This is a genomic window from Allorhizocola rhizosphaerae (assembly GCF_003426775.1).
Lineage (GTDB): Bacteria > Actinomycetota > Actinomycetes > Mycobacteriales > Micromonosporaceae > Allorhizocola > Allorhizocola rhizosphaerae.
Genome location: NZ_QJUG01000098.1, coordinates 17,648 through 30,146 on the forward strand (window position 1 = coordinate 17,648; position 12,499 = coordinate 30,146).

11 protein-coding genes are annotated in these 12,499 nt (G+C 67.0%); 9 read left to right on the plus strand and 2 right to left on the minus strand.

The annotated features are described in order from the left end of the window. The first annotated feature begins 526 nt into the window (after positions 1-526). Genes DM816_RS21575 through DM816_RS21600 form a run of 6 tightly spaced genes read left to right on the plus strand, consistent with a single transcriptional unit; the run spans position 527 to position 5,737 of the window. On the plus strand, positions 527-1,693 hold the full coding sequence (locus DM816_RS21575) for a glycosyltransferase (RefSeq protein WP_117212144.1): 1,167 nt from the start codon (positions 527-529) through the stop codon (positions 1,691-1,693). After that, positions 1,690-3,135 carry an aromatic ring-hydroxylating oxygenase subunit alpha gene (locus DM816_RS21580; RefSeq protein WP_246002104.1) on the plus strand — a complete coding sequence of 482 codons (1,446 nt, stop codon included), beginning with the start codon at positions 1,690-1,692 and terminating at the stop codon, positions 3,133-3,135. The genes DM816_RS21575 and DM816_RS21580 overlap by 4 nt, the downstream gene beginning before the upstream one ends. Then, on the plus strand, positions 3,132-3,644 hold the full coding sequence (locus tag DM816_RS21585) for an aromatic-ring-hydroxylating dioxygenase subunit beta (RefSeq protein WP_117212145.1): 513 nt from the start codon (positions 3,132-3,134) through the stop codon (positions 3,642-3,644). Before DM816_RS21580 ends, DM816_RS21585 begins: the two co-directional genes overlap by 4 nt. A 10-nt stretch (positions 3,645-3,654) precedes the next feature. After that, complete coding sequence (locus tag DM816_RS21590; RefSeq protein ID WP_117212146.1) at positions 3,655-4,860, plus strand: MFS transporter; 1,206 nt, start codon at positions 3,655-3,657, stop codon at positions 4,858-4,860. 3 nt (positions 4,861-4,863) lie between these two features. Further along, positions 4,864-5,256, plus strand: coding sequence for a carboxymuconolactone decarboxylase family protein (locus DM816_RS21595; RefSeq protein ID WP_117212147.1), 393 nt, complete (start codon positions 4,864-4,866; stop codon positions 5,254-5,256). Beyond that, positions 5,246-5,737: a hypothetical protein gene (locus DM816_RS21600; protein WP_117212148.1), complete on the plus strand. Its 492-nt coding sequence runs from the start codon at positions 5,246-5,248 to the stop codon at positions 5,735-5,737. The genes DM816_RS21595 and DM816_RS21600 overlap by 11 nt, the downstream gene beginning before the upstream one ends. A gap of 164 nt (positions 5,738-5,901) precedes the next feature. Here the strand turns inward: DM816_RS21600 and DM816_RS21605 are convergent, their stop codons facing one another. Next, entirely contained in the window at positions 5,902-7,320 is a 1,419-nt protein-coding gene (locus DM816_RS21605; RefSeq protein WP_117212156.1) for a GDSL-type esterase/lipase family protein, read from the minus strand. Between the two features lie 101 nt (positions 7,321-7,421). Here DM816_RS21605 and DM816_RS21610 point away from each other — a divergent pair, with 101 nt between their 5' ends. Both DM816_RS21610 and DM816_RS21615 read left to right on the plus strand, forming a co-directional pair. After that, positions 7,422-9,044, plus strand: coding sequence for a helix-turn-helix domain-containing protein (locus tag DM816_RS21610; RefSeq protein WP_117212149.1), 1,623 nt, complete (start codon positions 7,422-7,424; stop codon positions 9,042-9,044). Positions 9,045-9,142: 98 nt separating this feature from the next. Continuing rightward, positions 9,143-10,333 carry a PucR family transcriptional regulator gene (locus tag DM816_RS21615; RefSeq protein ID WP_162907686.1) on the plus strand — a complete coding sequence of 397 codons (1,191 nt, stop codon included), beginning with the start codon at positions 9,143-9,145 and terminating at the stop codon, positions 10,331-10,333. 245 nt (positions 10,334-10,578) lie between these two features. Here the strand turns inward: DM816_RS21615 and DM816_RS21620 are convergent, their stop codons facing one another. Beyond that, entirely contained in the window at positions 10,579-11,589 is a 1,011-nt protein-coding gene (locus tag DM816_RS21620) for a S1 family peptidase (protein ID WP_117212151.1), read from the minus strand. Between the two features lie 460 nt (positions 11,590-12,049). Here DM816_RS21620 and DM816_RS21625 point away from each other — a divergent pair. Further along, positions 12,050-12,499: hypothetical protein (locus DM816_RS21625; protein ID WP_211588794.1), on the plus strand; the 450-nt coding region annotated here is incomplete at its 3' end.

The following is a 12,499-nucleotide window of genomic DNA, read 5'->3' on the forward strand; positions in this document are numbered from 1 at the left end:
CGTTGCCTTCTGCCGTCCTCGTCTTGACGGTGGCCGGTGGCAGTGCATGCCAACGACAGTGGCTTCCGCGGCGACGACCCGCTACGACGCGGAAACCGCACCGGCCGCATGCGACGGTTCATCGAGTCCAACCACCGAATGTGAGACAGGGCCGATCTCGTCATAGTCCCGCTGGAGGCGGAGCCCGGTCGCAGTTGCGGTTCAGCAGAGTGGTGGTAGAGGACAGTCAAGAGGCATTGACATCGATTGCACATCCCGGCAGGCTTTGCGAAACTATGTGGCGTCTATCGATGTCCGCCATCGATGGTGGAGAATGCGTAGAGCCTCGTAGCAGTACCTGGACGTCGACGGTCCCTTTCGCCTGCCGGGCGTTTTCGCCTGTCCGGGGGCGGAGTTCTGCCGTTCGTGCGTCGCCGTCTCGACTCGTTCTGAAGGCAGGGGGTGTCGCGGTCGTGGCCCTTGTGGTGCATCCCGAGCCAGATCCTGAGTCGGCCTGGTCGTCTTCTTTCGATGGATCGGAGATTTGATGCTCGTCGCCCTCCTCACCACCACTCAGCATGGTCACCTGAACCCGTATGTTCCGGTGGTCAATGCGCTCCAAAATGCCGGCAGTGAGGTTGCGCTACTGCTGTTGTCTGCGGACGGTGGCGCGCTCGACGAGCAGCGTCGCCAGGCCTTGGGCAAGGCGCAGGTCCACACGATCGGACAGGTCGAGATGGCGCCGTGGAGCGGCGACCCGGCGAAGATCGGCCCGATGCTCCAGTCGTCGCCGGTGGCGGACCAGACAGCTGACGCGCTCCGTGCGACGGCGCCTGACTTCGCGCTGGTCGATTCGCTGCCGGTCACGGCGGCGGCCATGGTCGGCGCGCAGGCCTCCGGCGTGCCGTACGGAATGATCTGGGCCAACCTGGGTGGAGTATGCCCGAGCGAGCGTCGACGAGGTCGCTGGCCGTACGACGAGCAGGTCGGCGACTATCTGACCAGGCACGGGGTGTTGTGGTCGACCCGGACTCATTCGGCGCGTTCGCCGATTCTCAATTTGATGCCGACGATTCCCGCTCTCGTCGGGGCCGAGGCGGTCACCGACGACGGTGTGCAGCTGGTCGGGCTGCCGGGCGCGGCGGGAACCCGCGGCGACGAGGTCGCCTTCTCGGGACTGGACCGGATCGACCCCAACCGCCCGGTGGTGTACGTCTCCTTCGGCACGATCTTCTACCGGCGGCCGGACCTGCTGCGCACGGTGATCATGGGGGCGGTGGCGACCGGTGCACAGGTGATCGCCGCGGTAGGGGATCTCGCCGAGGAGCTGGCGCTGCCCGAGGAAGTGCTCAGCGCCCCGTATCTGCCGCAACGTGAGGTGCTCGAGCGCGCCGACGTGTTCATCACCCACGGCGGGTACAACTCCGTGGCGGAGTCGATCCGGGCGGCCACACCGATGCTGGTGATCCCGCTGGCTGTGGATCAGCCTATCCAGGCGTACTTCGTGGGTACCGCGGGCTTCGGGACGGCGTTGGATCCGGCCGGTGTCACCGAGCAGGCGGTCGCCGCCGCTGTCACCGATCTGCTCGATCCCGCCCGGGACTACCGGGCCCGGCTGCGCGCTGCGCAGCCCGAGTGCGGCGATTCTGCCGTGCGCACCGCCGAGCTGGTCATCAGCACGGTCGAGACGCTACAGCGAAAGGGGGAGCAGTGACGATCGAATGGCAGCCGCTGGCGGGCGACCGGATCGTGATTGACGATCTTGAACGCCTCTCGTTTCAGGTGGATCGCCGCGCCTACACCGACGACGACCTGGCAGCACTGGAGATGACCAGGATCTTCGACCGCTGCTGGTTGTACGTCGGGCACGAATCGGAGGTGCCCGCGCCGGGCTCCTACGTGGCACGCGACGTCGGCGGGCGCCCGGTGGTCATGGTGCGCGGGTCCGACGGGGTGATCCGGGTGTTGGCGAACAGCTGCCCTCACCGCGGGGCTCTGATCTGCTCGCAGCCGGCCGGGCAGACCAGATCGTTCCGGTGCCCGTATCACGACTGGACGTTCTCCAACCAGGGCGACCTGGTCGGGGTCCCGCTCCCGGACGGGTATGGGCCAGGCTTTCGGAAGGCGGACTTCGGCTTGGCGCGGCACCGTAGTGACAGTTACCGCGGTTTCGTTTTCGTCACCTTCGATCCGGAGCAGCCGCGCACCCTGACCGAGTACCTGGCGGGTGCGACGGAGTACCTCGATCTGATCGACGACCAGTCCGAGGTCGGGATGGAGGTGATCCAAGGTGCGCAACTTCACGGGGCTCGGGCCAACTGGAAGCTCATGATGGAAAACAGTGTCGACATCTACCACTTCCGGGCCCTGCACAAGCGTTACGTCGGCTACATAGAGTCGCTGGGGTCGGTGTCACCACGACGACGAGGCGGCTTCGGCCGCGCCCTCGGGCTGGGGCATGCAGCCAACGAGCTGACACCGGCGGCGGCCCGCCCGCTCGCCTACTGGACGCCGATGTTTCCCGCCGAGGTCCGATCGCGGATCGAGGCGACGGCCGCACGGTTCGTCGACCGGTTCGGCGCCGAACGCGCCGAACGGATCACGGGCACCAATCGGGCGCTGCTGATTTTCCCCAACGTGATGATCATCGACGCGATCGGGATCACGATCCGCAAGATCGACCCGGTCAGCGCCACCCGGATGGCCATCACCTCGGTCGCCCTGGCCCCCAAGGACGAGGATCCGGACATCCGGGAACTCCGCAAGAGTCACTACCTGACGTTCCTCGGCCCCGCCGGCTTCGCCACCCCCGACGATATCGAGATCATCGAATCGTGCCAGCGGGGTTATCTCAACCGCACGGTCCGCTACTCGGATCTGTCACGCGGGATGAACAAGGAGATCCCGGAGACGACCGACGAGCTTCCCGCCCGCGAGTTCTGGCGGCAATGGGACCGGCTGATGCACGGCGACGACGGTCATTTCGAGGTCGCGCACCGGGGCGAGATGGTCGCGCACCGGGCCGAGACGGTCGCGCACCGGGGCGAGATGGTCGCGCACCGGGCCGAGACGGTCGCGCACCGGGGCGAGACGGTCGCTCACCGGGCCGAGACGGTCGCTCACCGGGCGGAGATGCAAGGGGCAGAACCACGATGACCACCGTGCTGACGGTCGACGAGGCGGCCCCGGTGCGGTTGTGGCACCGGGTGAGCCAGTTCCTTTTCCGTGAGGCGCGACTGCTCGACGAGTGGCGCCTGCGCGAGTGGTACGACGAGATGCTGACCGACGACATCCGCTACTCGGTGCCGGCCACGGACGTTCGCGGCGAGAAGGCCGATGCGCTCGGGCTCATCGACGACGATGCAGCCCGGCTACGCCAGCGGATCGAACAGCTCCTCAACGGTGAGGTGTGGTGCGAGAACCCGCGGTCGCGGACCAATCGGATGATCAGCAACGTGGAGATCGTGACCGATCGGGGCACGCACCTCGACGTGGCGGCGAATGTCGTCGTGTACCGGTTCGGGCACGGGCGCTCTGACGCTTACGTTGGGAAATACCGGTTCGAACTCGTCGTCGAGGGCGAGTCGTTGCGGGTCCGGAGACGGGTCGTGGTGCTCGACCACGAGACGTTGTACGAGCACGGAAAGCTCAGCATCATCCTGTGATCGGACAGTGATGGCGGTCGGCCTTGGCAACGTCCCACCCGTTGCCGCCGCCCAGCCGAGTCTCCCTCGCGAGGTGTACGTCCTCAGTGTCGTTGGTGGCTGCGTCATGTTGGGCCTGGGACTGGTGCTCCCGGTGCTCCCGGTGTACGCGGCGACATTCGGGGCCGGGCCCACCCAGATCGGAGCGCTCGTCGCCCTGTTCGCGTTGATGCGGCTGGCCACGACTCCGTTCTGCGGCCGGCTCGGAGTTCGATTCGGGGAGCGACGAGTCCTGGTCGCCGGCCTGCTGCTATGTGCGGTCTCCTCGGCCCTGATGGCGTTCGCCGGGTCCTACGGGCAGCTGCTCGTGTTCCGCAGCCTCGGGGGCGTCGGCTCAGTGCTGTTCTCGGTGTCCGCGCTGGCGACCCTCCTGGCGATCGCGCCGGCCGGCCAGCGGGGCCGGGCCAGCGCCGTGTTCGAAGCAGGCTTCCTGCTCGGCGCGATCTGCGGGCCGGCACTGGGCGGGCTCCTCGCTCTGATCGCCCTGTCCGCGGCGTTCGTGGCGTACGCCGTGCTGTTGCTGGCCGCCGCGGTGCTGACACTGGCGGTGCTGCGCACCGGCCGAACCGCCGGCGCAGAGCCCGGCCGTGAGGTGGTCCGGCTACCGGTCCTGCTGCGGGATCGACGCTATCTGGTGGCTTGCCTCGCAGCGTTGGCGCAGGGATGGGTCTTGTTCGGGCTGCGCGCCGCACTGGTCCCCACGGTGGTTGTGGCGTGGCGACATGACGTGACGTGGGTCGGGTGGGCGTTCACCATATCCGCGGGCGTTCAGGCGCTGCTGATCATGCCGGCTGGCCGGATTGTCGATCGGGCCGGCCGCCGGCCCGCCATGATCGCCGGCACCGCCGTGGCCGCGGCGGCGATCACAGCCTTGGTGTTCGTGGACAGTTACGCCTGGCTCGTCGTCCTGCTCAGTGTGTACGCGGCGGGATCAGCACTGCTCAACGCCGCACCGGCCGCGCTGATCGGTGACGTCGTCGCCGGCCGGGCCGGCAGTGGCGTCGCCGGCTTCTCGATGTGTACCGACGTCGGCGCCGTAGTCGGACCGGTCGTCGTTGGGCTCATCGCCGAGCGGGTGAGTGTTCCGGCCGCCTTCGGCAGCGGCGCCGCGCTGCTGGTCGTCGCCTTCGTGGCGTCGTGGATGTTGACAACTGTTCGGCCAACGCGAAGGAGTTGATCGATGAACCAGCCGTCTGCCCGACATGAGCGGGGTCAGGCCATGTTCCGGCAGGTCTTCGGCCGCGAACCGCGCCCGGGTTCCTACCCGGAGTTCCTGCAGATCACCGTCGACCACTTGTTCGGTGAGATCTGGACCCGCCCGCACCTGAGCGTCGAGGAACGCGAACTGGTGGCGCTAACCGCGGTCACGCTGGCGCGGACCGATTGGGAGTTGCGCGGCCACATCGGTGCCGCCCTGCACCTAGGGATGTCGCGAGAGAAGATCGTCGAAATCATCATTCAGCTCGCCTACTACGGTGGCTGGCCGGTCGCCAACAACGGGTTGCGCGTGGCCCAGGAGGTCTTCGCCGAGCTGGACGGCGCCACCGGGAGGGACGCGGACCATGACCAGTGAACCGTCTCCCCTCGACCCGGCCGAGAAGGTCGACCTGTGGCGCCAGCGGTTCTTCGAGGCCCAGGCGGCCGCGGAGGAGTTCATCCTGGGAGAACACGGCGAAGAAGGCCTGGCCGCGTGGATCCAGGCAAACTCCCGCATCACCGCGGACCTGCTGCAAGCGCAACGGCCCGCCGGGGTATCCGCCACCGATCACTTCATGACCCGGCTGCAGCGTCAGCTGTTGCTGTACGACTCGGCAGTGACCAGCGAGCCCCAGCCCTCGGGCACCGTCCTGCGTAACGCCGACTGTGGGATCCTCCGGTACCGCAAACGGGCCGCCCGCGCCGGCGTCGTGCTGACGTTCTCGTCGCCGTGCGCGTACTGCCAGGAACTCAACACCGCCATCGCCGCCCGCTACGTGGGACCGGACGTCACGGTGTCGTGCGAACAGGCGGGAGACGGCTGCACATGGCGCGCGCAATCTCCGCACGCTCCTTGAGAGGACGCGGCCGGGTCACCGCACCGCGGACGAGCCGGTGATTGAACCAACGGCACTGCGCACCGCAAGCTCGACCAACACCAGCGCGCCGTCGTGTGTTATCGGCACGCACTCGAACTATTGCCGGCCGGCCCACGCTCTCGTGGGCCGGCCGCATCGCCGTGTCAGCGTAGGTAGGCGACCAGCGAGAGATTGCGTTCGCGGATTCCCTGCACTACCAGATCGGCCATTCTTCCGGCGCCGTATTCGGAGAAGTGCGTGTTGTCCGTGACGCCGTCCACCGACTCGCGAAGGTAGAGCTGGGCCGAGTTGGTCGGGCCCATCGACTCCACCAGTGCTTCGCTCTTGGCGGTCAGGTCGATGACCGGCACGTTGAGCGACGAGCCGAGGTTGCGCATTTCGGCCGGCAGGTTGACGCCCACACCGTTGACGTGCAGCGCGGTGGGAGTGAGCTGGCTGCCGTTGAACTGACGCCGCACGGGCGGGGTGACCAGCACGGGAATGCCACCGCGTCCCCGCACCTGGTTGATCATCGAGGTGAGGTTGCTGCGGAATGTCGACGCCGACGTCTGTTTGTCGTTGTGTCCAAATTGGATCAGCACCAGATCGTTGGTCTTGATGAGCGGCCTCATCGTCGGGAACAGCGCCGAGTTGTTCAGGAAGCTGCCGGAGCTCTCACCGGAGTCCGCATAGTTGGCGATGACCGCGCCCGCCTTCACGTGCGTGGTGAGGAGCTGTCCCCAGCCGGTGTATGGTGCGATCATCTGGTCGCAGGTCGTGGAGTCGCCGGCCAGGTAGACCACGAGCGGGTTGCTCGCCGGCTGGACGGTCAGACCGGACAGCTTCGGCGCGGAGCCGGCGAACGTGAACTGCAACCCGGGGGTGCCCGTGCCGCCCTGCCCGGTCGGCTGGCCTTCCGGCTGCCGCACGTTGATGGTGAAGACGTATTGGGTGATCGTTCCGGCCGCAGTGCTGACAGCCGGCAGGATCCGCCGGCGGGCCTCCACCGACATCGAGGTGTTCCCCGCGGACGCGCGGTCGCCGATCCACGCTGTCACCGTGTAGTTGCCGGGAGAGACCGCGAAGTTGCATCTGATCGGCGACGTGCCGGTGCACTCGGCCGGCCGGCCGGGCGGCGGGGACGACGACGCGGACGGGGACGGCGACACACCGTTGGCTTCGAAGTCGAGGTAGTCGATGTTGGGCAGGCCGTTGGCGGTCGTCGGGCTCAGCCGGATGTTGTTGCTGCCAGCGTTCACCGACACGGTCAGTGTCTTCGTAACCCATGTGGCCCATGCGCCGGTGAGATCGAACGGCGCGCCCGCATGGGCAACTGCGCCGTTGACGAAGATGTCGGCGGGGCGGTTGGCGGTGCCGCCATTGGCGTAACGGATGGCCAGGGTCGCCTGGCCGGCGGCGGAGGCGGTCACGGTGAACTGTGCTGCCGCGCCGACGGCGTTGTTGGCGTTGCAGAATCCGGTGCCGGAGTAGCCGGTGTGATTGGACTCGATGAAGCCATCACACGTGGCGGATGCGCCTTCGGCTTCGTAGCGGGTTGCCGCGGCGGAGGCGGTGGTGGACATGATGAGGCCGGTACCAGCCACGGCCAGTGTAAGGCAGGCTGATAGAAGCGCGGCTCGTTGCTTTGATGGAAGCATTGGTCGTTCTCCAACGGTAAGGTCGCATGACTGGCGAAGTTCGCCGGGTGGTGCGGGTCTTCGACGCGGTCGGCGAAGTGCCTTCGCCGATGGAGTCCAAGGTGGCGAAGGCCGACCGACCGGGCACGCCCGGAACCGGTCGAGCGGATTCGACTATGTGGCTTTGCTGCCCCTCAAGACCACATGTCTCAGATAGCGTGCCCGAGGGAAGTTTAACTGTCAATCAATCGGCGTCGACTGGACGCTCTCTCAGGGGTTACAGCGATGTTACGCTGCTGGCCGAACACCTTTCGCTGGAGTGGCCCGAGGGGAGTGCGGTGCAGGTTGATGAGCCGGTTAGCCCTCGCGACCGGTTCGGCCGGGAGCTGAGACGGTGGCGCAGGCTCGCCGGCCTTACCCAGGTCCAGCTCGCAGCGCGCCTTGGTTACGACCACACCTACATCTCCAAGGTTGAAAGCGGCGACCGCATACCGCCCATCGACTTTGCCCGCCGGGCCGACGACGTCCTCAATGCCGGTGGCGGGTTGATTGCCATTGCGACAACGGTGCTCGCCAATCAGGGCGCCGCCGATGACACGGCTTTCGCCTATGGACCGATTGTCACGCCGTTGCCCGGCGCCGCCTGGTCTCGCCGCGCACCCTCGCTGCCAAACGGGTTCCGGCGGGGCGGGCTGCCGACGCTTGGCGTGACGTGCCCGCTTCATGGCGACGATCGATGCTTGGCGGAATCACCGGACGACAGCGTGGCGGACCTTTTCGGGTTCGGTGGCGGTGCGACCGTCGGAGTCGAAGCGGTGCACGGTTTCATTACTCTGTTGCGCGGGTTCATCGATGCCGACATCCGCCGGACCGCCGCGGATATCGTCGTGCCGGTCGAGCAGACCGTACGCGCCATCGTGGGGCTGATTCCCCGGGCGCGAGGACGCGTCGCTGGGGGCCTGATGCAGGTCGCCGCGCGCTACGCCGACCTTGCGGGGTGGCTGCGGGTGGAGCGAGGGCAATACGGGATCGGCATGATGTGGCTTCAGCGTGCCGTCGAGTGGGGACAGTCGTCCGGCAACGCCGCGACCGTGTGTGAGGCGTTGGGCCGGATGAGCACTGTCGCGCGGCTTGAGGGGGATGGCCTGACGGCGCTGTCCTATGCCGAGGCGGTCGCGGCGGTGTATCCGGCGCGCCGGTGGGCTTGCGTGCTCTCGGGGCTCCTGGCCGCGCGCAGCCACGCCCATCTCGGCGACCAACGGGAGTTCGACTCGCATGCCCTTGAGGCGCAACGGTTGGCGGAGCGGCTTGGGGAGCAGGACTTCATCGAGGCACCGTGGCTGTTCGGAGCGGAGGGGGAGGCCTTTGTCGCCTCACACCTATCGGGCGGCTTGCGCGACCTCGCGGACGCGACGGGAGACGATGCGACCGCCTCCCGGGCAACGAAGTCGGCTGAAGCATCACTTGCCAATATCCCGGAGCGTATGTATCCGAGCCGGCTCCTGTTGACGTTGCGAGTGGCCGACACGTACGCGTGTCGAGGCGACACGGAAGCGGCTGTGGCGGTGGCTCGTCCCGTGATGACGGCGGCTGCCTCGGCGAAGACGGTCCTGATCCGTGCTGAGCTCAATCGGCTCCGGGCGAGGCTGGGCCCGGAGGTGAGGGGTTGACAATTATTGACAGCTTCCGCCGCGGGCATCTGCGCACCGTCATCGGAATCTAGCGTTGTCTTTCTGATCTTGTCGTGACAACGTGCATGAAGGTGACGATGCCGAAGCTTCCGGTGCCTCTTTCAGATCCCTCGCGCTCTGCGGTCCAGCAGATCGTCCGAAGCGTCGGTACCGCGCTGGGTTGCCTCGCGGGCGTTGTGGATCGCGAGTTCAACCCGCTCGTGGAAGCCGATGGCGTTTCGTCGTTGCGCGGCGCCACGCAGTGGGCGTTGAGATTGCGGCAAGTCGGCGGGTTCGCTTCGCTGCGGCCGTTCTGGTTGCCGGCCGACCCGGCGATTGCGGCGCCGGCCACGGTGTGGGCGCCGATCCGGTGTGATCGACGGCTGCTGGGGTTCCTGTGGCTTGTGCACCCGGAAGCCTTGCTCTCGCGAGAGGAGATGGAGCGGGCCGAACTCGCCGCACGCGAAATAGCCGATGCGCTTCGGCACGCCCCCGCCGATGGCGATGTGTTGCTGGAAGAGCTGGCGGGGGGCGACGCGCGGGCACGGCAGCGGGCGGCTCTGCGCGTTCTTGAGGAGCACCCTCATCTGGCGAACGTGGGCGTGGCCGCGCTCGCCATCGTTGCCCGCGAGGACGGCGGCGATCTGCGATCGCAGAGCTTGGGGGAGGTGGCACGCGGATACCCGTTCCGGCTGATCGCCGAGGACCATATCGCTGTCCTCGTCCCAGGTTCGCCTTCGGATCTCGACGCTGTGGCCAACCGAATGGCGGCGCAGGTCAATGGGATGGTCGGGATAGGCCAGTGGTACCCACATCTGCGGTTCGCGCACAAGACCTACCAGGAGGCGTTGGGCGCGGTTCGCGTCGCCGCGCGCCTCACGGAACTCGGCCCGGTGGTCCGGTGGACGGCCCTGGGGGTGTACCGCGCGTTTGCCCACCTGCCTGAGGGCACGCTGGCGTACAGCAGTGTCCATCCCGGACTCGAGCGGTTGTTCGCGGAACCGGCGCACCAGCAGCTGTTGGCCACGCTGGAGACGTATCTCGATCTGGCGGGAAACGTGCCCCTCGCCGCGCAGCGGCTGCACCTGCACAGGGCGTCGCTGTACTACCGGTTGCACCGTGTCGAGCAGCTTCTGCAGGCCGATCTACGCGACGGGCACCAGCGTCTCTGCCTGCACATGGCGTTCAAGCTGGGGAGGTTCACCGGGCGCTATCCGCGGCCGGGAAGCGGTTCGCCGGTCGGCGGAATACTCGCGACAACTGTCAATAGCCACCGGGTGCCGCTGTAAAGCAGAATTCTACCGAGCCACCGGCACAAGCTCCTGGCTTAGGCGATCGTCGTGCGGTCGGCAGGTCAATCCGTATGCCGGGCAAACCATCCGGCTGCGCATCGAAGCGGCTGACGGTGACACCGCCAGCCCCATCGAAGCCGGCGTCGACAACGTGGCGATCGCCCGCGCGTCATTGCCGACAACGATGAATTGGCCGGGGCACACTCGTTTGCCCCGGCCAATTCTGTTGGAAGGAAAGAGAATCAGTAGACGTTCACACCGTACCTGCTGAGAACCTCGGTCACCGGCTGGAAGTAGGTCACGCCGCCGGTGCGGCAGTTGCCACTGCCGCCGGAGGTCAGGCCGAGCGCCGTGGTGCCGGCGTACAGCGGGCCGCCGCTGTCACCCGGCTCGGCACATACGTTGGTGCGAATCATCCCGTAGACGGGGCCCGCGGCGTAGTGGACGGTCGCGTTGAGAGCCTGAACATAACCGCTGTGGGTACCGGTGGTGCTGCCGTGACGTTTCACGGACTGGCCCACATAAGCGTTGCCGGCGCGGGCGATGTCCTGACCGGTGTTGATGATCCCCATGTGGTTGGTGTAGCTGGACTGGTATCTGACGATGCCGTAGTCGTTGCCGGGGAAGCTGCTGCCGGTCCGGTAGCCGGCGAGGACGCCCGAGCTGTCCGACCAGGCCGAGGCAACGTTGGTGCAATGCCCGGCGGTGACGAAGAAATACGTGCCGGAGCTGTTGCGCACGTTGAAGCCCAGCGAGCAGCGGACGCCGCCGCCGTGAATCGCGCCGCCGCCGGACAGGAGCCGGCTCAGCTGACCCTTGATCGGCTGAACCCGCGCCGCGCCCCCGCTCCGCGCGACGGCGGCCTGAACCGTGGCGAGCTTGTCTGCGACGACGGTTTCGTCCACGTCGAAGACCACCTGGTTCGTCACCGGGTCGATCCAGACGGCTGTGCCAGGCACCGCGGGGTCAATGGCTTTGGCGAGCGTGTTGAGCTCACCCGCGCTGCGGGTAACCATGCGAGGGGTGGCGCCGGACGTCTTGACGCGCTGGGCAGCGGCACTCGTCGTGACGTTGACGATTATCTTGCCGCCGACCCGATCGAAGTAGGACCCGGCCGTTTCACTGTCCCCAATGGACTGTGGCAAAGCGGCCAGAGCATACAGATCCGGAGCTGCCGACGCGGGCAGGCTCATGCCTCCCACGACCAAGGCCGCGACAGTGCCGACCAAGGCAGTGCGTCGGGTGACGCGCATGCTTTCCTCCCGGGGTTGTCGGAAAATCATCGGACGATCGGAATCTAGAGCATGATCAAGCGCGTGTTATTCGACAGCTGTCGGAACTTTTCCGTACAGCGCGGCTGAACGCAGAGCGTGGACGGTATGGTCGGCGACCTCGCAGCACGGCTGGGATTGAGTCCAGATGGCGAGATCCGTTGATTGACAACTCCGCGTCCTGCGGTAACACTTCCTGATACATCCGAAGAGGGTGGCAGGTTGTGAGCAGGCGTACGACGCAAAAGCGTCATGCCGTTCCGGGTTCATCACGGCCTGAACTCGATCAGCGATGCGGGCCGCGCGTGTGTCGAGACTCCTCGCCCGGCTGGGTGCGGTGAGCAGATCCACTTCGTCACCATCCGTTTGGATCCGACCACGGCAGCAGGACCGCCCAATGTGGACAGTGTGCGGCTGCGCGATACAAGCGAAAGGCAACAGCATGAAACGTACGTCACGCAACACATTGAAGCGAGGGGGGCTCGTCGCCGCGGCGTTGCTGCTGGTGTCAGTGGCGGCGGCCGGTCCCAGCGCCGCGGCGCAGACCACCATCGGCGGCCAGAGCGCGGCCGGCGATGCTCTCGTCGGGCTTTACGATCAGGTCTCGAAGTACTCGCCCGCGGACTACACGGCCAACTCGTGGGAATCGTTCTCGGCGACCAGGAATGCCGCGGCGTCGGTGATGCAGCGGGGAAGCCAGAATGAGCGTGCCGCGGCTCACGGGAAGCTTCAGGGTGCCGCTGACGGGCTGGTGATGGTGCGTGGTCTGAAGAGCTTGGTGGCCGACTACAAGACACGGGCGGCGGCCAGGTACACCGGCGGCTCGTGGGCTCCGTTTGCCAAGGCGTTGGACAACGCGGAACGTGTCGCGGCGGATGGGTCGGCGTCGGCG